We start from the raw sequence: 23441 nt of genomic DNA, 5'->3' as shown, positions 1-23441 counted from the left end.
TGTGAGGCGACGATGACGGACACACAACATAGTTCCCCTGCAACCCGCGCTGCCTCTGCCTCTCCCGTGCTGGCGATTCAGGATCTCAGCGTCTCGTTTCATGGACGCAGCGGTGAGAATCAGGCACTCAAAGGCATCCGTTTTGCCATTCATCCAGGTGAAATCGTCGCCGTCGTGGGTGAAAGCGGCTCAGGTAAATCTGTCACGTCGCTGGCTGTGATGGGCTTGCTGGCAAACAGCGGCCGTGTCGATGGCGGCAGCATGCAGTTCCGCGACCGTAGCGGAAAAATGCATGCGTTAGAAACGCTGGATGATGCTCAGCGCCGCACGTTGCGGGGCCGTGAAATGGCGATGATCTTTCAGGAGCCCATGACCTCGCTGAATCCGGTGCTGCGCATTGATGATCAACTTACCGAGGCATTACGCGATCATCAGCAGTGCGACAGAAAGCAGGCCCATACGCGGGTGCGTGAATTGCTGCGACAGGTGCGTATCGCCGATGTGGATCGCGTCATGAAAAGCTATCCTCACTCGCTGTCAGGCGGCATGCGGCAGCGTGTGATGATTGCGCAGGCCCTTGCCTGTGACCCACAACTCCTGATTGCTGACGAGCCTACCACAGCGCTGGATGTCACCGTACAGGCGCGCATTCTCCATATTCTGCGTGAACTGCAACGTGAGAAACAAATGGCGGTGCTGTTTATCACTCATGATATGGGCGTGGTAGCGGAAATCGCCGATCGCGTGGTGGTCATGCTGCGTGGCGAAGTGGTAGAGCAGGGAACCGTGTCTGAGATTTTTGCCGCCCCGCAGCATGCGTATACCAAAGCGTTACTGGCGGCAGTACCAAAACTCGGTGATATGCGGGAACACACATGGCCGCAACGCTTTCCTCTGCCCGGTGCCCGCGAGGCTGTGCAAGGCGAACAGCATACCGCTCGCTATGACGTTGCGCCGCTGCTGGATGTGCGCGGATTAAAAGTCTATTACCCGATTCGCAGCGGCATCTTATCGAGCCTTACTCATCACGTGCATGCGGTTGAGCAGATTGATTTCAGTCTGTGGCCAGGTGAGACCCTGGCCATCGTGGGTGAAAGCGGCTGCGGCAAATCGACAACCGGACGGGCGCTGATGCGCCTTATCAACAGTGAAGCTGAAAGTATTCACTTTGAAGGAAAGGAAATCTCTGACCTGAAAGAGGCAGAATTCCAGCCGCTCCGCCGTGAAATTCAGATGGTGTTTCAGGATCCCTATGCGTCACTGAATCCCCGCCTGACAGTGGGTTTCACCATTGCCGAGCCGTTGCTGTTACATGGCATGGTCTCTTCGCTTGAACAGGCTTCCCCACAGATAGATGCGCTGCTCAAGAGCGTCGGTCTCCTGCCAGAGCACGCGCGTCGTTATCCGCACGAATTTTCTGGCGGTCAGCGTCAGCGTATTGCTATTGCCCGCGCCATGGCGCTGAAACCGAAAGTGATTATTGCTGATGAAGCGGTATCGGCCCTTGATGTCTCGATTCAGGCGCAGGTGGTCAATCTGATGATGGACCTGCAGCAGCAAACGGGCGTGGCATGGATTTTCATCTCTCACGATATGGCGGTCGTCGAGCGTATTGCTAATCGCGTCGCGGTGATGTACCTCGGCCAGATTGTGGAGCTTGGACCGCGCCAGTCGGTATTTAATCAGCCGCAACACCCCTATACCCAACGTCTGCTGGCCTCCGTGCCGGTAGCGGATCCCGAAAATCGTCAGCCCCGTATTTTCGATGACAGCGAAATCCCCTCGCCGTTGCGTAAGGTGGGCGAAACGGTCACTAAAACCCGATATCGGCAGGTTGCCCCCCAGCACTGGGTAGCTGACGGCATTGCATTGCAATAATCCTTAACGACCAGGAGAATTTATGAAAACGCTGTTTCGCCGTACTTCGCTCGCCCTCGCATTGACTACGACGCTGGTCATGACTGCGCAGGCACAGGATCTGCGCATTTCAATGTATGCCGATATCACGGGGCTGGATCCGCACGACACCTCGGATAATGTCAGCTACTCGGTTCAGAGCGGCATCTTTGAGCGCCTGTTCCAGTTTGATTCCCGGATGAAGCTGCAACCGTGGCTGGCGACCGGTTATACCTCTAATGACAGTGCCACCGAATTTACGCTGACGCTGCGCAAAGGCGTTACCTTCCAGGACGGTACCCCTTTTGATGCAGAAGCCGTCAAAGCGAACCTTGATCGTCTGGCAGATCAGAAAAAAGGGCTGAAGCGTAACAGCCTCTACAAAATGATTGATAAGGTCACAGTGCTGGCACCCGACCAGGTAAAAATCGATCTGAATCAGTCGTTCGGGGCCTTTATCAACACCCTGGCGCATCCTTCCGCGGTGATGTGGAGTCCGTCAATTCTTAAGCAATATCCGGACGAAGCGCAGTTGCGACTGCATCCGGTGGGAACCGGTCCGTTTACCTTTGTCGACTGGAAACCGGGCAAAGCCGTTACGCTGGCCAGATATGCAGGTTACTGGCAGCAGGGATGGCCAAAAGTCGACCATGTCATCTTCTCTCCAAGTCCCGAAGATGCGACACGGGTGGCAGCGTTGAAGTCGGGTCAGGTGGACGCCATCTGGCCATTGCCTTCAGACCTCATCGCAGCCGTTCAGCAGGACAGCCACCTCTCCATTCAGCGCGATCCGAGCATTTACCTTTATTACATGGCGATCAACACGCAGCACAAGCCGCTGGCCGATGTTCGGGTGCGTCAGGCGATCAACTATGCGATTGACCGTAATCTGTGGCTGAAAGTGGCCTTTGCCGGTCTGGGCAAACCTGCCACATCCGCGATCCCGGAAGGCGTACAGTTCTATCAGAAACAGAACGATCCTGATTACGGCTATGCGCCGGATAAGGCCAAAGCCTTGCTGAAAGCGGCGGGTTATCCGGAGGGACTGGATCTTAAGCTCTGGGTGACCAACGCCACGGCGAGCGTCCGTGCCGCTCAGGTGCTGAAAGCGCAACTGGCCACGGCGGGCATTCGTGCCACGGTAACACCGATGGATTCTGGCACGCGCAACGCTAAGTTGTGGGGCGTTCAGGACCCGAAAAAGGCGGAGTTTGACCTCTATTATGGCGGCTGGTCGACCTCTACAGGGGATGCTGACTGGGCGCTGCGTCCGCTGTTTGCCACCGAGTCCTGGGTTCCGACCTCGTATAACGTCTCCTACTTCAGTAACGCTGATGCAGACAAAGCGATTGCTGCCGGGCTGGCGACGGCCGATCCGGCAAAGCGTGGCATCGCCTATGCACAAGCGCAAAAGGTGTTGTGGAAAGAAGCACCGGTGGCGTTCCTTGGCACGCCAGACAATCTGGTCGGCAAACGCAACACGCTGAGCGGCGTTTCGATGCTGCCTGATGGCAATTTACTGTTCACTCAGGCGTACTTTAAATAAGACGGTCTCTTCTTCCTCGTCCCCTGTCCGGAACGGATGAGGGACGTGAGGAGGCCAGTCGCACCTCATTTCAGGGAATGGCATGTTTGCATACATCATTCGCCGATTGCTGGAGATGATCCCGGTTTTGCTGGTGGTCTCGTTGCTGGTTTTCGGTTTTATCAAGCTCATGCCGGGCGACCCGGCGCGTATTTATGCCGGACCGGATGCGCCAGTTGAGGCGATCGAAGCGGCGCGTCAGCATCTCGGGCTTAACGATCCGCTGCCGCAGCAGTATTTTCACTGGATCGGCAGCCTGTTGCAGGGCGACCTGGGCACCACGTATCGCACCCAGCAACCGGTGCTGGAGGTGATCAAAGAGGGCTTTATGCCGACGCTGTGGCTCGCCTTAGCCGGTTTTACCTGGTCCGTCATTCTCGGTTTGTTATTCGGCGTGATGGCTGCACTGAAACGTGGAAGATGGCAGGACTGGACGCTGATGAGCGTGGCGGTCGGCGGCATTTCGATGCCAGCCTTCTGGCTGGGGCTGTTGCTCATCCAGTTCGTCGCGATGCCTTTTGGGCTGTTCTCGGTCAGCGGCTTTAACAAGGCCAGCGATATAGTCCTGCCCGCCATCACGCTGGGTTCGTCGGTTGCGGCGGTAATGGCGCGCTTTACCCGTTCGGCGTTTCTTGAGGTGGCGCAGGAAGATTATGTGCGTACCGCCAAAGCCAAAGGGCTGCGTAACCGCCTGGTGACGTGGAAACATGTGATGCGTAATGCGCTCATCCCGGTAATTACCATGCTGGGCTTGCAGTTCGGTTTTCTGCTGGGCGGATCCATCGTGGTGGAGAGTGTTTTCAACTGGCCAGGGTTAGGCTGGTTATTGATTGAGTCGATCAAAGCGCAGGATCAGCCGGTGATTCAGGCGCTGGTGATGCTGTTCGTGTTTGAATTTATTGTGATTAATCTGCTGGTCGATCTGCTTTACGCGGTGGTCAATCCGGCCATTCGTCTGCGACAGGAGCCAAAATGAGTATTCAATCGCTGACTGAAAATCCGCCTCAGATTATTCGTTCGCCGTGGCGCGATTTCCTGCATGCTCTTGTGCGTAACCCTCTGGCGCTGGTCTCAGGCGGGTTTGTGCTGCTGTTGATTGTGGTGGCGATTTTTGCGCCCTGGCTGGCGCCCTGGGATCCCATGGCTCCGGACTGGATGGCGTTATCGTCACCGCCAACGGCGGCACACTGGATGGGGACCGACGAACTGGGGCGCGACCTGCTCAGCCGTATTATCTATGGCGCGCGTATCTCGCTCTATATCGGCGTGCTGTCGGTGACGATCGGCATGCTGGTCGGGGTCATGCTGGGCTTACTGGCGGGCTATTATGGCGGTTGGGTTGATATGCTGATCATGCGCGGTGCCGACGTATTATTCGCGTTTCCCGGCATGTTGCTGGCCATTGCGGTGGTGGCGCTGCTGGGGACGGGTCTGAACAATGTCATTATCGCCGTCGCGGTATTCAGCGTGCCGGTATTTGCCCGCATCGTGCGGGCTTCGACGCTCTCTCTGAAACAGGCTGCCTATGTTGAAGCCGTGCGCTGTGCCGGTGCACCAGACAGAGTCATTATCCTGCGGCATATTCTGCCCGGCACGCTTTCCAGCGTGATTGTCTATTTCACTATGCGCATTGGCACCAGTATTCTGACAGCCGCGGGCCTGAGTTTTATTGGACTGGGTCCGGAGCCTGACGTGCCTGAATGGGGCAATATTCTGGCGATGAGCCGAAGCATGATGATGGCCGGATCGTGGCACATGAGCGTATTTCCGGGGCTGGCGATCTTTATTACCGTGCTGGCATTCAATCTGCTTGGGGATGCGCTGCGCGACACGCTCGATCCAAAACTCAAGGGCTGACTATGGATTTCCAACAATTGCAGCGTGAACTGCTGCTGAACCGCTGGCGTGATCTGCGTCAGCTCGGGCAGCCGCGAAGCGCCTGCGGACCCACTAATCGAATCAGCGATGTTTCGGGCGTGCGTGTCGGACATTGCACGCTGAATGAAGGCGAAAAGCAGACTGGCGTAACCGCTATCGTACCGCCGGGCGACAATCTGTTTCTCACGCCGCTGCCGTGTGGGGTGGAGGTCCTGAACGGCTTTGCGAAACCCGTCGGACTGGTTCAGATAGAGGAGCTTGGCGTGCTTCAGACGCCGATTCTGCTCAGTAACACGCTGGCGGTCGGCACGCTGTTTACCTCGCTGGTGCGGGATGCCATCAGTCGTAACCCGGAACTGGGACGAACACTGCCCACGGTCAACCCGCTGGTGCTGGAGTGCAACGATGGCTGGCTGAATGATATCCAGGCGCTGACCATCACTGAAGCGATGGCGCAGGAGGCATTGCGGACGGCTTCAGCGGGCTTCGAGCGCGGCAGCGTCGGCGCGGGGCGCGGGATGAGCTGTTTCAGCCTGAAAGGGGGAATCGGAACCGCCTCGCGGGTGATTCCCTCACTCAACGCCACGCTTGGCGTGCTGGTGCTGGCCAATTTCGGCGCACTGGAGGCATTAACGCTCGATGGCGTTCGGGCTGGCGAGATGATTGCGCCGCTGCTGGCCGGTGAGTCGCCGCAGCTGGATGCCGGTTCTGTCATCATCATCATGGCGACGGATGCACCGCTGGACGCACGTCAGTTAAAGCGCATCGCGAAGCGAGCCGGTGCCGGCCTGGGACGGCTGGGCAGTTACTGGGGCCACGGCTCAGGCGACATTGCGGTGGCGTTTTCAACGCTACCTCTGCCGCAACCGCCACAGGACGACACGCTGGAGCCGCTGCTTGCTGCAGCGGCAGATGCAACTGAACAGGCTGTACTGGATGCTTTGCTGAGCGCTGAGGCTGTTACCGGCTTTCGCGGTCATCATCGCCCCTCACTGACGCAGATTCTGGATAGATTAACGACATGAAAATTTTTATCTCGGCCGACATTGAAGGCATCGCGGGTGTCATGCGCCCGGAGCAATGTACACCCGGCCACCCGGAACATCAGCTGGCCCGTGGTCTGATGGAGCAGGAAGTGAATGCTGCGATTGAGGGGGCTTTTGCCGGCGGGGCAACGGAAGTGGTGGTGGCAGACAGCCATGCGCAGATGACCAATTTGCGTGCGGAAAATATTGATCCCCGCGCCCGGCTGGTGCAGGGAAAACCCCGTGTCCTGTCGATGGTGGAAGGGATAGAGCAGCAGACGTTCGACGGGCTGTTTCTGGTGGGATTTCACAGCGCAGCAGGTGAACCCGGCGTACTGGCGCATACCATCAACGGCCGGGCATTCTGGCGTATCCATATCAATGGTCTGGTGATGGGAGAAACCGATATTTATGCGGCCGCCGCTGCTGAGCACGGCACGCCATTGCTGCTGGTCACTGGCGACGATCAGTTACAGAGCTGGATTGCGGAACACTACTCAGCGGTTGAATACGTCTGTGTAAAACGCGCCATTTCTCATACCTGCGCGGAATCAATCAGCCCACAAGCGGCACAGCGTGCGATCGCTGCCGCAGCAAGCGCCGCACTGCAACATCCCCCTCAGGTGAGCACGAGCCGCCTGACGGCACCTTACGCTATGCGCCTTCAGGCCACTAAACCGGTGCTGGCCGATCTGTTCAGCCTGATCCCCGGCGTTACGCGCCTGGATGCCGTTACCGTGGCGTATCAGGCGGAGAATATGGAAACGTTAATCAGCTTACTCAGTGCATTCTCCTATCTGGCGAGCACACAGTCATAGCGAAATTATCCCGGGCTGCATGCAACATCAGCCCGTCAAGCGCGCCGTTCCGGTTCTCCTGAAACCGCGCTGCCAGGCACACGCCTGTAGTGCGGACTGTGCATGCGTATCTTCCCTCTGACGAGTCAGGATCGCTGCTGGCTTAAATCCGCGCAACCCGTGCTGCTGACCAGCGCTCCTTTTACTGCACCACGGCAGCACGAACCCCGCTCCCTGCAAAGGCTTCAGTCAGGACTGCCGGGTACGGATGGGGGCGAGACAGGCAGCTGAGCCTGCAACGTTTTTGCGGTACAGTTTTTGCAACAGGGTAATGATTGCTCTCTCACCCTCCGCCCGGACCTGATTATGCAGCCTGTCGGAGAGGCCTTCGTTTTCGGTATTCCATCCAGGGTAAATAGTCATGCGGCTCCGCCATATAGAGGTCTTTCAGGCCATCGTACAGACCGGCAGCATCAGCGCTGCGGCGCGCTTACTCAATGTTTCACAGCCGAATATCAGCCGTGTTCTGAATCATGCTGAACAGCAATTGGGATTTGCGCTGTTTGAGCGACGTATACAGGGAATGAGTGTGACGGCAGAAGGGCGACGTCTCCTGCCTGAAATAGACGATCTCTGCCAGCGCCTGCAATCTATCACCCAGCTCACCGAACAGCTGCGTCGGGGCGAAGGGCAGTTAGTTCGCGTCGGAGCGGCTCACGCTTTTGGTCAGATGGTTTTGGCACCCGCATTAGTCACCTGGCGGCAACAAATGGCCTCGGTCAGTGTCGAACTGGTCACCGAGCACTTTAGTACTTTATGCCAGATGATTCTGGATAATCAGCTCGATTTCGCGCTGGTTTTTGGTCAGCAGGTCGATGCGGATCTTCTGGCTGAACCTCTGTTTCAGTCTTCGATGGTCGCGTTGTTACCGCTCAATCATCCCCGTAATGAACCCGTTACGCTTGCGTGGTTATGCAACAATAATTTACTGATGATGCAGGCTCAGGATCCGCTTGGACGCGTACTTCACCGAGCGCTGCGCGATAAAAAACTGAATCCCGCCGTGTCGTTGTCGATTAAAACCTATTCGGTCATTGCGGATATGGTGCTGGCAGGCGGAGGCACGGGCGTCGTGGATCTCTTCACCGCCTGTCGCTATGCCGAACAGCTAAAGCTGCTACCCATAGCGCAACCCCTGCCGTTTGAAGTGATGCTGATCAGCCGCCGTGACCAGCCACAGTCGCAGTCCACTCTGCAGCTTAAGCAGGTGATCCGTAACAGACTGTGGGAGATCGCCCGGCAGTGTGAAACGCAGTTTATGGCTGGCTGAATAAGCGCCGCTTTCAGGTGAAGAGCAGGGGAAAGGGGGGGCTCAGGCAGCATCAGATTCGTTCGCTGACTTTTGCACCAGAAATCGTGGAGCCCGAACAGTGAATCTTTTTTAAGGTAATGATTCCGGCATTGTTGAAATGTGCTGACAGAGACTATTGAGACGGCGTTGAAATAAAAAATCCACGCAAATGCGTGGATTTAATTGTTTTCTGTGATGGTCATGAGATTCAGTAAAACCCCATGAGACAACAATCTTTAATCAGACGTTGAACAGGAAGTTCATCACATCGCCATCTTTCACGATGTACTCTTTACCTTCTGAACGCATCTTGCCGGCTTCTTTAGCACCTTGCTCGCCTTTATAAGCGATGAAATCTTCAAACGCGATGGTCTGGGCGCGGATAAAGCCTTTCTCGAAGTCGGTGTGGATTTTACCGGCTGCCTGTGGAGCTGTCGCGCCAACCGGGATGGTCCAGGCACGTACTTCTTTCACGCCAGCGGTGAAGTAGGTCTGCAGGTTCAGCAGGGAGTAACCAGCGCGGATAACGCGGTTCAGGCCTGGCTCTTCCAGTCCCAGCTCTGCCATGAACTCGTCACGGTCTTCATCTTCCAGCTCAGCAATGTCCGACTCAACGGCGGCGCACACTGGCACCACGACTGAACCTTCCGCTTCGGCGATAGCGCGCACCTGATCCAGGTACGGGTTGTTCTCGAAACCATCTTCATTGACGTTAGCTATGTACATGGTAGGTTTCAGAGTCAGGAAGCTCAGATAGCGGATTGCCGCTTTGTCGTCCTCATCCAGATTCAGTGAACGCAGCATGCCCGCTTCAGAAAGATGCGGCAGACACTTCTCCAGCGCAGCCAGCTCAGCCTTAGCATCTTTGTCGCCGCCTTTGGCTTTCTTCTGCACGCGCTGAATCGCACGTTCACAGGTTTCAAGATCGGACAGCGCCAGCTCGGTGTTGATCACATCAATATCTTCAGCCGGGTTCACTTTACCCGCCACGTGGATGATGTTGTCGTTTTCAAAGCAGCGCACCACGTGGCCGATCGCTTCGGTTTCACGGATGTTGGTCAGGAACTGGTTGCCCAGACCTTCACCTTTTGACGCGCCTTTTACCAGACCGGCGATATCGACGAATTCCATGGTAGTCGGCACCACGCGCTGCGGCTTAACAATCTCAGAAAGCTGGTCGAGACGCAGGTCAGGCATCGGCACCACGCCCGTGTTTGGCTCAATGGTGCAGAAGGGGAAGTTAGCCGCTTCGATGCCCGCTTTAGTCAGCGCGTTAAACAGAGTGGATTTACCGACGTTCGGCAGGCCCACGATACCGCATTTGAATCCCATGGTTTGATACCCTTTATAACTGGATGGACAGTGCGTTAGAAGGCGGACTGTCGGAGACGAATTGAAAAATTTCGCGCATTATACACGGAATCACGACGATTCGGGCGTTTAAGCAGGCTTGAAGGCGTGCAGCCGGTTCATCGCCTTGATACGATCCTCTTTCAGCCACAGTTCGGTGCAGCGCGCCGCCTCATCAATGGCATCATCAATCAGCTTCTGCTCACTGGCGGGCGGCTTGCCCAGCACAAATCCGGTCACCTTGTTGCGATCGCCGGGATGTCCGATACCGATGCGCAGCCGATGGAAATTGTTGTTGTTGCCCATTTTGCTGATGATATCTTTCAGCCCGTTATGGCCGCCATGCCCGCCGCCCTGCTTGAACTTCGCCACGCCGGGTGGCAGATCGAGTTCATCATGCGCCACCAGGATCTCTTCTGGCGCGATGCGATAAAAGGTCGCCATCGCCGCCACGGCTTTCCCGCTCAGGTTCATAAAGGTGGTCGGCACCAGCAGGCGCACATCCTCTCCGGCTATCGCCAGGCGCGCGGTATAGCCATAGAATTTGCCTTCCTCTTTCAGTGACTGATTGTGGCGCTCAGCCAGTAAATCCAGATACCAGGCACCCGCATTGTGGCGCGTGGCGGCATATTCAGCGCCTGGATTGGCAAGGCCCACAATCAGTTTAATGCTGCTCACAATGATTATCCTGCTGTTATCGCGAAAGGGCGTTAGTTTACTTCGCCACGGGCGAGATGACAAAGTACAAGCAGCGAAATGGTTCATGACGGTGATTAATCATTTTCCATCTGAATCAACAGGCTGCAATCAGGGCCAGTTAATTATTTATGGCTGATGTGTGATCCAGTCCGCAACGTTATCTTCACCCATTGCCTAAGCTTATGGCACTTAACATTGTGTGCGGTTATTGACTCATATGGATGGAGGTGCAGCATGAAACATCAACACTGCCGCGTAGCGGGTAACAGCTTGATGGTACTGGGATTAGTCACAATGGTGCTGGGCGTGGGTTTCTCAATTATGAACCAGCTTCCCTCGCTTGATCTGCCAGATGCACTGGCGCAGGGCGCAATCTTAGGCATCTTTGTTGGTGCAATGATGTGGCTGGTCGGGGCGGGTCTGAGTGGTCGTGAAAAGGTTGAAGATCGTTATTACTGGCATCGTCACTATGACAAACGTTGTCGCCGGTCGCACAATTCTCACCATTAACTGATGCCAGCAGTGACCGGATGCTGCGCGATGCGGTTCCGGCCGCTGGCCTTGGCGTGATAGAGCGCTTTATCCGCCAGTGCGAGTAAATCGTCAAAACTCTGCTGCTGATGTGTGACCGTGGCAAACCCAATGCTGACCGAATAGGCAATTGAATTGGGTTGTGACGCACAGACCTCCCGCCGAATCGTCTCGCACCAGGCCTCTGCCTCTGTTGCCGCCGCCGGAATTATTGCCGCAAACTCCTCTCCGCCCAGTCGCGCAAAACGCCCCTCAGCCGGTATCAATCCTCTGACAATGTCGCAAAAGTGAATCAATATCTGGTCGCCCTGTTGATGGCCATAACGATCGTTAATGCTCTTAAAATGATCCAGATCGAACAGAATCGCGCTAAACGGCCGGTTCTGACGACGGCATCGCACCACAATCTTCTCTGCTTCATTAAATAAAGCCCGACGATTCCAGACGCTGGTCAGAGGATCGTGCATCGAGGCATGTTTTAAGACTGACTGCATCCGTTCATTCACCATGGCCAGGATAGTAAATGTCAGACCAATGACAAACAGAATCGATTCCAGGATGACGTAAATCGAGAAGTTTGATCCGCCAATGGCGCCAGGCAGCGTGCTGGGAATCGCGCTGTCCAGAAACAGGCGAGCCAGGTGAAACAGCAGATGGATCCACAGCAGCAACTGCGCAGGCCAGAAGGTCACCTTTAGCGTGGCACGCGCCAGCCAGACCAGCTGGATCAGTGCCGCGGTATAGGCGATGCAGGCGATGCAGAGCACCAGCACCCGTTTGGGTAAGCTGTAATAGAATGCCGGGAAACAGCAGAGGAGTGCCCAGAGCAGGGCGCCCAGCAGCCAGTGAGTGCCGATGGGCTTGCCGCAGAAGCGCCGGAACGCATTTAACAATCCGCCGTAAGCCAGCATCACTAAAACGTTACCCACTGCAACGGGCAGGAAATGCAGGCCACTGCTGCGCAGGCTACTTAAGAATACCGCAATCAGGGTAAAAACCAGCGACAGGCAGGTGAAGCCGAGAACGCGATCATACTGCGATCCGATCCAGGCAAAAAACATGATGATGCTCAGAAACCCCAGCACATAAAGCTCGCAGACAAATAACGTATAGATATCCAGGCTCATGGCGGTCAGGGTTCTTATGAAAAGTGCGCTGCAAATTACCACTTAACGGCACAGGGCAGAAGCGGGGAACGCGGCGTTTTATCAAAAGAGTGGGTGGCGTTGAAAATAGTCGATTTTGGGGAAATTTATCGCGAAAATATCAGAAAAAGAAGCGTGTTAATCGGGCGCCCGGCAGGCATAAAAAAACCGGGCACAGGGCCCGGTTCCGCGAAGATTAATGCTCGAACATTGCCGAGATTGACTCTTCGTTACTGATGCGGCGAATGGCTTCGGCCAGCATGCCAGATAAGGTCAGCGTGCGCACATTCGGCAGTGACTTAATCTCCTGAGAGAGTGGGATGGTATCGCAGACGATTACCTGGTCGAGCACAGATTTACGCAGGTTTTCAACCGCATTGCCGGAGAAGATCGGGTGGGTCGCGTAAGCAAATACGCGTTTAGCACCACGCTCTTTCAGCGCTTCAGCCGCTTTGCACAGCGTGCCGCCGGTGTCGATCATGTCGTCGACCAGCACGCAGTCGCGGCCAGCAACGTCACCAATGATGTGCATCACCTGAGAAACGTTCGCGCGAGGGCGGCGTTTATCGATGATGGCCATATCGGTGTCGTTCAGCAGTTTAGCGATAGCACGGGCACGTACTACGCCACCAATATCGGGAGAAACAACAATCGGGTTTTCCAGACCGATCTGCATCATATCTTCCAGCAGGATCGGACTGCCAAATACGTTATCAACCGGGACGTCGAAGAAGCCCTGGATCTGCTCGGCGTGCAGGTCAACCGTCAGAACACGGTCAACACCGACGCTGGAAAGGAAGTCTGCCACTACTTTAGCGGTGATAGGTACACGCGCGGAACGCACGCGGCGATCCTGACGGGCATAACCAAAGTAGGGGATGACTGCGGTAATACGACCAGCAGAAGCACGACGCAGCGCGTCGACCATCACAACCAGTTCCATCAGATTATCGTTGGTGGGGGCACAGGTGGACTGGATGATGAAAATATCACCACCGCGTACATTTTCGTTGATCTGTACGCTCACTTCACCATCACTGAAACGTCCTACAGCGGCGTCTCCCAGGCTGGTGTAAAGGCGGTTGGCAATACGTTGTGCTAGTTCCGGGGTGGCGTTACCAGCAAATAGCTTCATATCAGGCACGAGAAGAACCTCAGGCTTTGCGTCCAGAGAATGAACGGCATGACTGTAACCGGCGCGTACGGTCATGTGCGTTCACACGGGTGTGTTGATGCGAAACGTGCAGTGTCCGGAACGTGGTGACACTGTCACGCATTCGCTAATCGCCTCGCAGGGTACGCTGTAGCGGCGAAACATTTACGCCCCGGGCTACAAATGCGCGTACCCCATTCGGGGCAAGCTCCAGCACCTGGCGGGCAGCAGACTCGGTGTCGAATTCAGCAAACACACAAGCGCCCGTGCCAGTCAGGCGTGACGGCGCGTATTCTAGCAGCCAGGAAACAAGCTCATCAACCTCACGAAAACGTTTTCTTACCACTGCTTCACAATCATTGGTGAAGGGTGATGCTAAAAGCGTCGATAAACTGCGCGATGGAGTATCTCGCGTCAGTTCGGGGTCGTTGAATACTACTGGGGTGCTGATATTCACGCCGGGATGGGCGACAAGATACCACTTTTCTTCCGGCTCTGCGGGATGAAGTTGTTCACCCACCCCCTGGGCGAAGGCCGCGAAGCCCTGGACAAACACCGGCACATCCGCGCCCAGCTTCACGCCCATCGCCGCCAGCTCATCCGGCGTGAAGCCGGTTTGCCACAGATGATTCAGCGCCACCAGCACGGTTGCCGCATCAGAGGAGCCGCCACCGAGACCGCCACCCATGGGCAGGTTTTTCTCAACGGCAATCTGCGCGCCCGCGTGAGCGGACAGGCGATTGTTATCCTGCGCCGCCTGTTTCAGCATGTTTGCGGCGCGGACAATCAGGTTATCCGCATCCGCAACGCCTGCCACGGGCGTTAACAGAGTAATCGAGCCGCTTTGATCGACGGTAATCTGCAACTGGTCACCGTAATCAAGAAACTGAAACAGCGTCTGCAGGTTGTGATAGCCGTCGGGACGACGGCCGGTGATGTAGAGAAAAAGATTCAGTTTTGCCGGGGCAGGCCAGTGGGTGATCATTGAACGGTCCAGCCGTCCATACGCAGTTTAATCCGCTGGTCACCCTCTTTCAGCTCCAGGCTCGAAGGCAGCGGCGGGGTGACTTTGCTGTCGTAGCCCGCAATAGAGACTTGCCAGTTCTGACCGTCGCGGCTGTAGTTCAGACTGCTCAGCTGATAGCTCTCGTTGAGCTGATAGTCGGTGGCATCACCTGGCAGACCCATCATCCACTGGCGCAGATTCGCCAGCGGAATGTTCATGCCGGTCAGCTGCGAAATCATTTTCTGCGCATCGTTGCTGACGTAACGCTTGCCTTTGTTATCGACGATCTGTACCACCGAGCCCTGCGCATCCAGCTGCAGTTCGGTGCTGCCCAGCGGATTGGTCAGCAGCAGTCGATAGCGATCGGGCGCGGTCTGCTGCCAGTTGAAGCGGGCATAGACTTTCTGCTTGTCAGAAAGATAGGCAAAGGCGCCGCGGGTCTGATAGTGCGTGACCTTTGAGACCGCCTGCTGATGCTGTTGCCACTGTGGCGCGGTAACGCTGGGGCCCGGGCCTTGCGGTTTGTTGACGCTACAGGCTGCCAGCAGAACGCTGGCAAGGGGCAAAAGGCGCAACAGATTGCGTGGTGAATTAAGCATCAAGTGGTCATCTCCTCGGACACATTTATTATTCGTAACGGATAACGCTAACCGTCCCGGTTTTAACCGTCAATGCTGTTATGCAGCAAATTGAGCACGATCGGGTTAATCTTATTACAGTCATAGCCTTTGTATGGCTTTTCTTGATCTGCCGCATCTTGTAGAATGCGCCTCACAAAACCCTGACATTATTGGGACATCCCAACCAAAACCGCTATGACGCTGCTCGCTCTCGGAATCAATCACAAGACAGCCCCCATTGCTCTGCGCGAACGCGTCTCGTTCGGGCCGGAGACGCTTGAGCAGGCGTTAAACAGCCTGTTATCACAGCCAATGGTGCAGAGCGGCGTGGTGTTGTCCACCTGTAACCGGACTGAACTCTACCTGAGTGTAGAGCAGCAGGCCGACTTACAGGCGCGTCTGGTGAGCTGGTTATGCAATTATCATCAACTGGATGAAGAGGATGTGCGAAACAGCCTCTACTGGCATCAGGATAACGAGGCGGTCAGTCATCTGATGCGCGTTGCCAGTGGGCTCGATTCACTGGTGCTGGGCGAACCGCAGATCCTCGGTCAGGTCAAAAAAGCCTTTGCCGACTCCTCACGCGGTCAGGCGCTGAGCAGTGAACTGGAACGCATGTTCCAGAAAACCTTCTCGGTTGCCAAACGCGTACGTACGGAAACCGATATCGGCGCCAACGCGGTGTCGGTGGCGTTTGCCGCCTGTACGCTGGCCCGTCAGATCTTCGAATCGCTCTCCTCCGTCAATGTCTTGCTGGTTGGCGCAGGTGAGACCATTGAGCTGGTGGCGCGTCATCTGCGTGAACATCAGGTCAAAAATCTGATCATCGCCAACCGTACCCGCGAACGCGCCGAAACGCTGGCGTCGGAAGTGGGTGCAGAGGTGATCACCCTGGCGGAGATCGACGCCCGTCTGGCAGAAGCCGACATTATTATCTCGTCAACCTCCAGTCCGCTACCGATTATCGGTAAGGGGATGATGGAGCGCGCGCTGAAAGCGCGACGTAACAAGCCAATGCTGCTGGTCGATATTGCGGTTCCGCGCGACGTAGAGCCGGAAGTGGGCGACCTGCCTAACGCCTATCTCTACAGCGTGGATGACCTGCAGGCGATCATCGAGCAGAACCTGGCGCAGCGCAAAGCGGCCGCGGTTCAGGCCGAAAGCATCGTGGTTCAGGAAAGCAGCGAATTCATGGCGTGGCTGCGCTCACAGGGCGCGGTGAATACGATCCGTGAATATCGTTCTCAGGCGGAAGAGATCCGCGCTGAGCTGGAAGGCCGTGCGCTGCAGGCGCTGCAGCAGGGTGCCGATCCGCAGAAAGTCATGCAGGAACTGGCGCACAAGCTGACCAACCGTTTAATACACGCTCCAACCAAATCACTTCAGCAGGCCGCCCGCGACGGCGATAATGAACGCCTGCAGATTTTACGCGACAGCCTGGGTCTCGATTAGGCACACCGCTGTCGCCACCTGTTACGGGAATCCCACATTTAAATGAAAACCTCTATAGTTGCCAAACTGGAAGCCCTGCAGGAGCGCCACGAAGAAGTGGAAGCGATGCTGGGCGATGCAGGCGTGATCGCCGATCAGGAGCGTTTCCGTGCGCTGTCACGCGAATATGCTCAGCTGACCGATGTGACCCGTTGCTTCCGCGACTGGCAGCAGGTGCAGGAAGATATCGAAACCGCGCAGCAGATGCTCGACGATCCTGAAATGCGTGACATGGCGCAGGAAGAGTTGCAGGAAGCGCGTGAGAAGAGTGACGTGCTGGAGCAGCAGTTGCAGGTTCTGTTGCTGCCGAAAGATCCCGACGATGAGCGCGCCTGTTTTATCGAAGTGCGCGCCGGAACCGGCGGCGATGAAGCGGCGATTTTCGCCGGCGATCTCTTCCGCATGTACAGCCGCTATGCCGAAGCGCGTCGCTGGCGCGTGGAGATCATCAGCGCCAACGAAGGCGAGCATGGCGGTTACAAAGAAGTGATCGCCCGCGTGACCGGCGAAGGTGCCTATGGACGCCTGAAGTTTGAGTCAGGCGGCCATCGCGTGCAGCGCGTGCCGGAGACCGAATCCCAGGGCCGCATTCACACCTCAGCCTGTACCGTTGCCGTGATGCCGGAAATCCCGGAAGCGGAACTGCCGGAAATCAATGCGGGCGATCTGAAGATCGATACTTTCCGCTCATCCGGCGCAGGCGGTCAGCACGTTAACACCACCGATTCCGCTATTCGTATTACCCACCTGCCAACCGGTATCGTGGTGGAGTGTCAGGACGAACGTTCACAGCATAAAAACAAAGCCAAAGCGCTGGCGGTGCTGGGCTCGCGTATTCATGCTGCAGAGATGGCCCGCCGTCACGCCGCCGAAGCCAGTACCCGACGCAACCTGCTGGGCAGCGGCGATCGTTCTGACCGTAACCGCACCTACAACTTCCCGCAGGGCCGCGTGACCGATCACCGTATCAACCTGACCATCTACCGTCTGGATGAAGTGATGGAAGGGAAACTCGACAGCCTGATTGAGCCGATTGTTCAGGAGTACCAGGCCGATCAGCTGGCGGCGCTGGCTGGTCAGGATTAATGGATATTCGTCACTGGCTGAAACAGGCGGTCGCCACGCTGTGCGGTGGTGACAGTCCGAAGCGTGACGCAGAGATCCTGTTAGGTTTTGTAACCGGCAAATCACGCAGCTGGTTAATCGCCTTTGATGAAACGGTGCTCAGCGATGAGCAGCTGACGCAGCTGGATAGCCTGCTGGCGCGTCGCGCCCGCGGTGAGCCGGTGGCGCATCTGGTGGGCGAACGCGAGTTCTGGTCGCTGCCATTGCGCGTCAATGACGCCACGCTGATCCCGCGCCCGGATACCGAACTGCTGGTTGAACAGGCGCTGGCGCATCTGCCCCCGACACCGGCAACCATTCTGGACATGGGCACCGGCACCGGAGCGATTGCGCTGGCGCTGGCCAGCGAGCGTCCCGATTGTCAGGTCACCGGCGTGGATCGCATTGAAGCCGCCGTTGAGCTGGCGAACAGTAATGCGCAGCAGCTCAGCCTCACCAACACCACCTTTCTGCTCAGTCACTGGTTCCAGGCGCTGACGCCACAGCGCTTTACCCTCATTGTCAGCAACCCACCCTATATAGATGCCAGCGATGTTCATCTGGAGCAGGGCGATGTGCGTTTTGAACCGCGCAGCGCGCTGGTGGCGGATGAAGCGGGACTGGCGGATCTGCGCACGCTGATCGAGCAGGCACCCACGTGGCTGCTGCCGGGTGGCTGGCTGCTGCTGGAACATGGCTGGCAGCAGGGCGAGGCGGTCGCCACGCTGATGCGGCAAAAAGGCTATCACGCCGTGGAAACCGTCGATGATTACGGTGGCAATCCGCGTGTGACCTTAGGCCAGTTCCCTTCATAAAAGCGCTTTGAAAAGGATTCATGATGTTCGCCTTTTATCCCCTGATTAAAAATCTGCACATCTTAACGGTGGTGCTTACCGTGACGCTGTTCCTGCTGCGGTTTTACTGGCTGCGCCGTGGATCGGCAATGATGACGAAACGCTGGGTGCGCATCCTGCCGCACGCTAACGACACCCTGTTACTGCTGACCGGCGTCTCGCTGGTGATGATTACCCACTTCTATCCCTTTACACCGCAAGGAAGCTGGCTGACGGAGAAGCTTTTAGCGGTTATCATCTACATCGCCTTAGGATTTGTGGCATTGAGTCGCCGTCCACGCACTGATCGCACCCGCTGGATCGCTTTTCTGGTAGCGTTAATCGCCCTGGTGGCCATCATTAAGCTGGCGCTGACCAAAATGCCGTTATGGGGATAGCATGACCTCGACCGAACAATTAGATTTCAGCCAGACACCGCTGTGTGAAGCGGTGATTGGTGCCACGCTTGCCATCCGCGCCGATTTCCCGGCGTTGTCGGTGGAAGCACAACTTGCGGCGTTAGTCGCCGAAGCACGTGACTATGTCAGCCATACTGAAGATGCTGACATGCAGCTCGAAAAGCTGCTGGAACTGTTCTATCGCCAGTGGGGATTTTGCGGTGCCAGTGGCGTCTACAATCTTTCTGATGCCCTCTGGATCGACAATGTGCTGAAGACCCGTCGTGGCACGGCGGTGTCACTGGGCGTTATCCTGCTGCACATCGCCGCCGAGCTGGAACTGCCGCTGATGCCGGTGATCTTCCCGACGCAGCTGATTCTGCGCGCCGACTGGATTGATGGCGATAAGTGGATGATCAACCCGTTTAATGGCGAAACCCTTGACCGGCACACGCTGGAAGTGTGGCTCAAAGGCAATATCAGCCCGACAGCGCGTCTGTATGACGATGATCTCGACGAAGCCAAAACCGTCACCGTGATGCGCAAGATGCTCGACACGCTGAAAGCGGCGTTGATGGAAGAGAAGAAGATGGAGCTGGCGCTGAATGTCAGTCAGGTGCTGTTGCGTATCGATCCTGACGATCCCTACGAAATCCGCGATCGCGGTTTGATCTACGCGCAGCTGGAGTGCGAACATATCGCCCTGAATGATTTAACGTACTTCGTTGAGCAGTGTCCTGAAGACCCGGTCAGCGAAATGATCAAAGTTCAGATTCACGCAATCGAACAAAAACAGGTCACGCTGCACTAAGCGGACCCACTGAAAAGGAAAGGGCATGACACAGAAAGTCGTGAGTATTGGCGATATCAAAGTTGCAAACGATCTGCCATTTGTGCTGTTTGGCGGGATGAACGTTCTGGAGTCGCGCGACCTGGCGATGCGCATCTGCGAACACTACGTTACCGTCACCAGTAAGCTTGGTATTCCTTACGTATTCAAAGCGTCATTTGATAAAGCGAACCGCTCCTCAATTCACTCCTATCGTGGCCCAGGCCTGGAAGAGGGGATGAAGATTTTCCAGGAGCTGAAGCAGGCTTTCGGCGTCAAAATTATCACGGATGTGCATGAAGCGTCCCAGGCGCAGCCGGTCTCTGAAGTGGTTGATGTGATCCAGCTGCCCGCGTTCCTGGCGCGTCAGACTGACCTGGTGGAAGCGATGGCGAAAACCGGCGCGGTGATCAACGTCAAGAAGCCCCAGTTCGTCAGCCCGGGTCAGATGGGCAACATCGTTGATAAGTTCGCTGAAGGTGGCAACGAGCAGGTCATCCTGTGCGATCGCGGCAGCAATTTCGGCTACGACAATCTGGTTGTCGACATGCTCGGCTTTAACGTGATGAAGAAAGTCACCAAAAACAGCCCGGTGATTTTCGATGTGACCCATGCGCTGCAGACGCGCGATCCGTTTGGCGCAGCATCAGGCGGTCGTCGTGCTCAGGTGGCTGAGCTGGCGCGTGCCGGTATGGCGGTCGGCATTGCCGGTCTGTTTATCGAAGCGCACCCGGATCCTGAACACGCCCTGTGTGACGGCCCATCCGCGTTGCCGCTGGATAAGCTGGAGCCATTCCTGGTGCAGATGAAAGCGATTGACGATCTGGTGAAAAGCTTCCCGGAACTCGATACGAGCAAATAAGTTTGCAGTAAAAAAGAGCACTGAGTCGCTTAATAAGATTGTGGGAAAGTGCTGCTGGATTCGCTGTGAAATTGAGCCAGTTCAGAGAACAGGGGCAGATCGAAAAGACGCTAAAGCCATCCATGGCCGCTCGGCCCGCGCCGTCCCTGGCGCGGGACGCTTTTCTCCTCTGCCCCTGTTCCCTTCACGTCGAGTTCATCTGTTGCTGCCAGATGTATTTTGACCTGGGTTTTCAACGACAAAAAAAGAGCGATGATTCGCTCTTTTTTTTCGCCTGAAATCCGGTGACGTTACAGCATGATGGTCATCAGATAACCGATAAACAACGCCAGATGCGCGGCTCCATTCAGTACATTTGTGCGTCCGGTCGAGAAGGAGAGCTGACAGAGAATCAGCGACGCCATCATAATCACCATCTGTGGCGGCTCCAGACCAAATATCAGCTCCTGTCCGGTCAGGGTGGCGATAATGGTTACCGCCGGTACCGTGAGTGAGATGGTCGCCAGCACTGAACCAAAGAAGAGGTTCATGGCGCGCTGCACCTGATTCATCAGCACGGCCCTGATCGCCCCCAGGCCTTCCGGTGAGAGGATCAGCAGGGCCACCAGGAAACCGGTAAACTGTGCCGGTGCATTCAGATCCGTCAGCAGGCTTTCCAGCGTATTAGCATTCATCTTGGTCACGGCAATGACCGCAATCAGATGCACGATCAGCCAGCTGGTATGCCAGAAGCTGCTGTGGGCAGACGGTTTGCCATGATGCGGGTCGCCATCATCGCTCTCATCTTCATGCTCATAGACAAACAGGCTCTGGTGGGTTTTGGTCTGAATCAGCAGGAACACGCCATACATCGCCGCTGAAATCGCCGCGATCAGCAGTGCCTGAGTGACAGAGAAATTACCGCCCGGCAGTGCGTTGGGAAACACCAGCACCAGAATCGCCAGGGGAAAGATAGCGATCAGATATTGCTTCACGCCCGCCAGATTCACGTATTGCGTCGCAAACTTATTACCGCCCAGCAGCAGCGCAAAGCCAACCAGTCCACCGGTTACAATCATCACGATCGAATAGAGCGTATCGCGCATCAGCCCGGGTGCGGCATCGCCGGTCGCCATCAGCGCCGAGATCAGGCTCACTTCCAGAATCACCACGGACAGACTCAGGATCAGAGAGCCATAGGGCTCGCCCAGCCGGTGCGCCAGCACGTCGGCATGTCGTACAACGCTAAAGGCGCTGCTCAGAATGGCAACCAGCGCCACTAAGTTGATACCGACTACAATCGGAAATGATGTGGTTGCACCAAAAAAATAGAGTATACCCAGCGTGATAAGGGGCAGTATCAGCGAGAATTCCTTGTGACGTGTTTTTTCATGTGAAGGCATTCACCATCCTCTCTGGTTAATGATTATCCGGACACAGCGAGTGCTGCTGTTAGAAATATAATCAGTTTTAGGGCAGGGCGCAGTTTATCTTTTCACCGGTCCGAACGGGAAAAATTTACTGCTTTTTACTTAAATGCAATAAATGGTCGAAGCGGTATTAACCTGAAGTTATCTCAAATATTGCAATATTAATCAGGCCACAACAATTTCTCTTTAATCATCTATCTGACCGCCAAATGCCGGAAAACCTGCTTATCATTGTAACTTGTGTGGCCTGTTTCTGGTTTTTAATTTGAAGTGGAGATAAGTGGCTGTTTGTATTTTTGTTCTGTTGCGCCAGGCTTAACAGGAATCCATAAACTGAGGAGCCGTTATGCCTTACTCTAAACGAACCGACTTACCTGACAACGTAAAACACGTGCTTCCCGCGCATGCGCAGGATATCTATCAGCAGGCATTTAACAGCGCGTGGGAAGAATATAAAGAGGCTAAGGATCGACGCGGCGATGATTCGCGGGAAGAGGTGGCGCACAAAGTCGCCTGGGCAGCCGTGAAAAAAGAGTATGAGAAAGGTGATGACGATAAGTGGCATCCTAAACGTTAACGCCGTCGCTAGCCTGTTCACGGCAAAGGGCCAGGATTATCTGGCCCTTTTTTTCATCTTCGCTATAAGGTTTATCTGGTTTTTTTTAACCTGCGACCGGAATCACGCTTGTAACCCCGCGCGGAAATAGATTAATGTCAATTTGATGAACGAAACGCAGCGCCGTTTTGGAGATCATGTTACAGGAGCCATTCTGCAGGACGCCGTTGATGTTGAGGAGGTCGCATTGCTTACCCGGGAATTTCTATTAAAAGCGGATTGTAAAACGTCGTTCGGGGATATCGAAGAGGCGTTGCTCTGGAGTTGCGAGCAGCGCGCGGCCTCGCTGGCAGCCACGCTGGCCTGTCGTCCCGATCACAGCCCGGTATGGATCTTTGGTTACGGCTCTCTGATGTGGAACCCGATTTTTGAGGCGGATGAAGTGGCGTCCGGTTCGCTGGAGGGCTGGCACCGTGCTTTCTGCCTGCGGCTGATTGCCGGACGTGGCACCGCCACGCATCCCGGCCGCATGCTGGCGCTGAAGCAGGGCGGCAGAACCACGGGTCTGGCGTTTCGTCTGCCGGAAGAGCGGCTGCATGAAGAGCTGGCGCTGCTGTGGAAGCGTGAGATGATCACCGGCTGCTATCTTCCAACCTGGTGTGAATTAAAGCTGGAGGATGGTCGCAGCGTCACTGCGCTGACCTTTATTATGGATCCGCGTCATCCGCTGTATGAATCGGACTCCTGCCCGGAGGCGATTGCGCCATTAATTGCTGCGGCCAGTGGCCCGCTGGGCTCGAATGCGCAATATCTGTTTGCTCTGGAAGAGGAGCTGACCCGGCGCGGCATGGAGGAGGAGAGTCTGAGCCGGCTGGCCCATCAGGTGCGCACACTTCAGCAAGCCTGCCTGAAGCAGGCCTGAA

23 protein-coding genes are annotated in these 23441 nt (G+C 55.9%); 16 read left to right on the top strand and 7 right to left on the bottom strand.

The window, feature by feature from the left end:
* Window positions 1–12 precede the first annotated feature (12 nt).
* The 7 genes from ACX8ZY_RS11685 (at window position 13) to ACX8ZY_RS11655 (ending at window position 8511) form a co-directional block, all read left to right on the top strand.
* Window positions 13–1878 carry an ABC transporter ATP-binding protein gene (locus tag ACX8ZY_RS11685; protein ID WP_158131769.1) on the top strand — a complete coding sequence of 622 codons (1866 nt, stop codon included), beginning with the start codon at window positions 13–15 and terminating at the stop codon, window positions 1876–1878.
* A gap of 22 nt (window positions 1879–1900) precedes the next feature.
* A complete protein-coding gene (locus tag ACX8ZY_RS11680) occupies window positions 1901–3442 on the top strand; it encodes a glutathione ABC transporter substrate-binding protein (RefSeq protein ID WP_158131768.1) in 1542 nt (513 codons plus the stop codon).
* Between the two features lie 82 nt (window positions 3443–3524).
* On the top strand, window positions 3525–4457 hold the full coding sequence (locus tag ACX8ZY_RS11675; protein WP_158131767.1) for an ABC transporter permease: 933 nt from the start codon (window positions 3525–3527) through the stop codon (window positions 4455–4457).
* On the top strand, window positions 4454–5338 hold the full coding sequence (locus ACX8ZY_RS11670) for an ABC transporter permease subunit (protein ID WP_010669958.1): 885 nt from the start codon (window positions 4454–4456) through the stop codon (window positions 5336–5338). Before ACX8ZY_RS11675 ends, ACX8ZY_RS11670 begins: the two co-directional genes overlap by 4 nt.
* A 2-nt stretch (window positions 5339–5340) precedes the next feature.
* A complete protein-coding gene (locus ACX8ZY_RS11665) occupies window positions 5341–6384 on the top strand; it encodes a DmpA family aminopeptidase (RefSeq protein WP_421664973.1) in 1044 nt (347 codons plus the stop codon).
* A complete protein-coding gene (locus tag ACX8ZY_RS11660) occupies window positions 6381–7202 on the top strand; it encodes a M55 family metallopeptidase (RefSeq protein WP_062757493.1) in 822 nt (273 codons plus the stop codon). Before ACX8ZY_RS11665 ends, ACX8ZY_RS11660 begins: the two co-directional genes overlap by 4 nt.
* 400 nt (window positions 7203–7602) lie before the next feature.
* On the top strand, window positions 7603–8511 hold the full coding sequence (locus ACX8ZY_RS11655) for a LysR family transcriptional regulator (protein WP_421664972.1): 909 nt from the start codon (window positions 7603–7605) through the stop codon (window positions 8509–8511).
* 261 nt (window positions 8512–8772) lie between these two features.
* Here ACX8ZY_RS11655 and ychF read toward each other — a convergent pair whose 3' ends face one another.
* Complete coding sequence (ychF, locus tag ACX8ZY_RS11650; protein ID WP_010245885.1) at window positions 8773–9864, bottom strand: redox-regulated ATPase YchF; 1092 nt, start codon at window positions 9862–9864, stop codon at window positions 8773–8775.
* Between the two features lie 108 nt (window positions 9865–9972).
* On the bottom strand, window positions 9973–10560 hold the full coding sequence (gene pth, locus ACX8ZY_RS11645) for an aminoacyl-tRNA hydrolase (protein WP_062757497.1): 588 nt from the start codon (window positions 10558–10560) through the stop codon (window positions 9973–9975).
* Between the two features lie 255 nt (window positions 10561–10815).
* On the opposite strand from pth, the gene ychH reads away from it, so the two are divergent.
* Window positions 10816–11091: a stress-induced protein YchH gene (gene ychH, locus ACX8ZY_RS11640; protein ID WP_010245880.1), complete on the top strand. Its 276-nt coding sequence runs from the start codon at window positions 10816–10818 to the stop codon at window positions 11089–11091.
* Here the strand turns inward: ychH and ACX8ZY_RS11635 are convergent.
* From ACX8ZY_RS11635 to lolB, 4 genes are all read right to left on the bottom strand, one after another.
* Window positions 11088–12239 carry a GGDEF domain-containing protein gene (locus tag ACX8ZY_RS11635; RefSeq protein ID WP_061901505.1) on the bottom strand — a complete coding sequence of 384 codons (1152 nt, stop codon included), beginning with the start codon at window positions 12237–12239 and terminating at the stop codon, window positions 11088–11090. The genes ychH and ACX8ZY_RS11635 overlap by 4 nt on opposite strands.
* A gap of 214 nt (window positions 12240–12453) precedes the next feature.
* Complete coding sequence (gene prs / locus ACX8ZY_RS11630; protein ID WP_010245874.1) at window positions 12454–13401, bottom strand: ribose-phosphate diphosphokinase; 948 nt, start codon at window positions 13399–13401, stop codon at window positions 12454–12456.
* A gap of 136 nt (window positions 13402–13537) precedes the next feature.
* On the bottom strand, window positions 13538–14395 hold the full coding sequence (gene ispE, locus ACX8ZY_RS11625; protein WP_010669983.1) for a 4-(cytidine 5'-diphospho)-2-C-methyl-D-erythritol kinase: 858 nt from the start codon (window positions 14393–14395) through the stop codon (window positions 13538–13540).
* Complete coding sequence (gene lolB, locus ACX8ZY_RS11620; protein ID WP_010669984.1) at window positions 14392–15015, bottom strand: lipoprotein insertase outer membrane protein LolB; 624 nt, start codon at window positions 15013–15015, stop codon at window positions 14392–14394. Before lolB ends, ispE begins: the two co-directional genes overlap by 4 nt.
* A 216-nt stretch (window positions 15016–15231) precedes the next feature.
* On the opposite strand from lolB, the gene hemA reads away from it, so the two are divergent.
* The 6 genes from hemA to kdsA are packed head-to-tail and all read left to right on the top strand — an operon-like array spanning window position 15232 to window position 20553.
* On the top strand, window positions 15232–16488 hold the full coding sequence (hemA, locus tag ACX8ZY_RS11615) for a glutamyl-tRNA reductase (protein ID WP_010669985.1): 1257 nt from the start codon (window positions 15232–15234) through the stop codon (window positions 16486–16488).
* A gap of 42 nt (window positions 16489–16530) precedes the next feature.
* The gene (gene prfA, locus ACX8ZY_RS11610; protein ID WP_010245863.1) at window positions 16531–17613 is read left to right on the top strand and encodes a peptide chain release factor 1; all 1083 of its coding nucleotides are present in this window, start codon (window positions 16531–16533) and stop codon (window positions 17611–17613) included.
* Window positions 17613–18446: a peptide chain release factor N(5)-glutamine methyltransferase gene (gene prmC, locus ACX8ZY_RS11605; RefSeq protein ID WP_158131763.1), complete on the top strand. Its 834-nt coding sequence runs from the start codon at window positions 17613–17615 to the stop codon at window positions 18444–18446. The genes prfA and prmC overlap by 1 nt, the downstream gene beginning before the upstream one ends.
* A 23-nt stretch (window positions 18447–18469) precedes the next feature.
* Complete coding sequence (locus tag ACX8ZY_RS11600) at window positions 18470–18862, top strand: SirB2 family protein (RefSeq protein WP_061901503.1); 393 nt, start codon at window positions 18470–18472, stop codon at window positions 18860–18862.
* Between the two features lies 1 nt (window position 18863).
* The gene (sirB1, locus tag ACX8ZY_RS11595; protein ID WP_010669988.1) at window positions 18864–19673 is read left to right on the top strand and encodes an invasion regulator SirB1; all 810 of its coding nucleotides are present in this window, start codon (window positions 18864–18866) and stop codon (window positions 19671–19673) included.
* Between the two features lie 25 nt (window positions 19674–19698).
* Window positions 19699–20553 carry a 3-deoxy-8-phosphooctulonate synthase gene (kdsA, locus tag ACX8ZY_RS11590; protein WP_010669989.1) on the top strand — a complete coding sequence of 285 codons (855 nt, stop codon included), beginning with the start codon at window positions 19699–19701 and terminating at the stop codon, window positions 20551–20553.
* A 290-nt stretch (window positions 20554–20843) separates the two neighbouring features.
* Here the strand turns inward: kdsA and chaA are convergent, their stop codons facing one another.
* Window positions 20844–21935 carry a sodium-potassium/proton antiporter ChaA gene (chaA, locus tag ACX8ZY_RS11585; RefSeq protein WP_010669990.1) on the bottom strand — a complete coding sequence of 364 codons (1092 nt, stop codon included), beginning with the start codon at window positions 21933–21935 and terminating at the stop codon, window positions 20844–20846.
* Window positions 21936–22308: 373 nt separating this feature from the next.
* On the opposite strand from chaA, the gene chaB reads away from it, so the two are divergent.
* Together chaB and ACX8ZY_RS11575 are read left to right on the top strand one after the other, a co-directional pair.
* The gene (chaB, locus tag ACX8ZY_RS11580; RefSeq protein WP_010245846.1) at window positions 22309–22539 is read left to right on the top strand and encodes a putative cation transport regulator ChaB; all 231 of its coding nucleotides are present in this window, start codon (window positions 22309–22311) and stop codon (window positions 22537–22539) included.
* A gap of 226 nt (window positions 22540–22765) precedes the next feature.
* Window positions 22766–23440 (top strand): gamma-glutamylcyclotransferase, encoded by a 675-nt coding sequence (locus tag ACX8ZY_RS11575; protein WP_421664970.1) that lies wholly within the window; start codon window positions 22766–22768, stop codon window positions 23438–23440.
* Window position 23441: the final 1 nt, after the last annotated feature.

This window comes from Pantoea sp. XAF26B01_ASV70 (assembly GCF_054512635.1).
The sequence above is the reverse complement of the archived record's forward strand: the minus strand, read 5'-3'. Positions and strand labels throughout refer to the sequence as shown.

What these genes read in the sequence shown, in the direction of transcription:
- ACX8ZY_RS11685 (WP_158131769.1), top strand. Translation starts at nt 13, where the DNA reads ATGACGGACACACAACATAGTTCCCCTGCAACCCGCGCTGCCTCTGCC.
- ACX8ZY_RS11680 (WP_158131768.1), top strand. Translation starts at nt 1,901, where the DNA reads ATGAAAACGCTGTTTCGCCGTACTTCGCTCGCCCTCGCATTGACTACG.
- ACX8ZY_RS11675 (WP_158131767.1), top strand. Translation starts at nt 3,525, where the DNA reads ATGTTTGCATACATCATTCGCCGATTGCTGGAGATGATCCCGGTTTTG.
- ACX8ZY_RS11670 (WP_010669958.1), top strand. Translation starts at nt 4,454, where the DNA reads ATGAGTATTCAATCGCTGACTGAAAATCCGCCTCAGATTATTCGTTCG.
- ACX8ZY_RS11665 (WP_421664973.1), top strand. Translation starts at nt 5,341, where the DNA reads ATGGATTTCCAACAATTGCAGCGTGAACTGCTGCTGAACCGCTGGCGT.
- ACX8ZY_RS11660 (WP_062757493.1), top strand. Translation starts at nt 6,381, where the DNA reads ATGAAAATTTTTATCTCGGCCGACATTGAAGGCATCGCGGGTGTCATG.
- ACX8ZY_RS11655 (WP_421664972.1), top strand. Translation starts at nt 7,603, where the DNA reads ATGCGGCTCCGCCATATAGAGGTCTTTCAGGCCATCGTACAGACCGGC.
- ychF (WP_010245885.1), bottom strand. Translation starts at nt 9,864, where the DNA reads ATGGGATTCAAATGCGGTATCGTGGGCCTGCCGAACGTCGGTAAATCC.
- ychH (WP_010245880.1), top strand. Translation starts at nt 10,816, where the DNA reads ATGAAACATCAACACTGCCGCGTAGCGGGTAACAGCTTGATGGTACTG.
- ACX8ZY_RS11635 (WP_061901505.1), bottom strand. Translation starts at nt 12,239, where the DNA reads ATGAGCCTGGATATCTATACGTTATTTGTCTGCGAGCTTTATGTGCTG.
- ispE (WP_010669983.1), bottom strand. Translation starts at nt 14,395, where the DNA reads ATGATCACCCACTGGCCTGCCCCGGCAAAACTGAATCTTTTTCTCTAC.
- lolB (WP_010669984.1), bottom strand. Translation starts at nt 15,015, where the DNA reads ATGCTTAATTCACCACGCAATCTGTTGCGCCTTTTGCCCCTTGCCAGC.
- hemA (WP_010669985.1), top strand. Translation starts at nt 15,232, where the DNA reads ATGACGCTGCTCGCTCTCGGAATCAATCACAAGACAGCCCCCATTGCT.
- prfA (WP_010245863.1), top strand. Translation starts at nt 16,531, where the DNA reads ATGAAAACCTCTATAGTTGCCAAACTGGAAGCCCTGCAGGAGCGCCAC.
- prmC (WP_158131763.1), top strand. Translation starts at nt 17,613, where the DNA reads ATGGATATTCGTCACTGGCTGAAACAGGCGGTCGCCACGCTGTGCGGT.
- ACX8ZY_RS11600 (WP_061901503.1), top strand. Translation starts at nt 18,470, where the DNA reads ATGTTCGCCTTTTATCCCCTGATTAAAAATCTGCACATCTTAACGGTG.
- sirB1 (WP_010669988.1), top strand. Translation starts at nt 18,864, where the DNA reads ATGACCTCGACCGAACAATTAGATTTCAGCCAGACACCGCTGTGTGAA.
- kdsA (WP_010669989.1), top strand. Translation starts at nt 19,699, where the DNA reads ATGACACAGAAAGTCGTGAGTATTGGCGATATCAAAGTTGCAAACGAT.
- chaA (WP_010669990.1), bottom strand. Translation starts at nt 21,935, where the DNA reads ATGCCTTCACATGAAAAAACACGTCACAAGGAATTCTCGCTGATACTG.
- chaB (WP_010245846.1), top strand. Translation starts at nt 22,309, where the DNA reads ATGCCTTACTCTAAACGAACCGACTTACCTGACAACGTAAAACACGTG.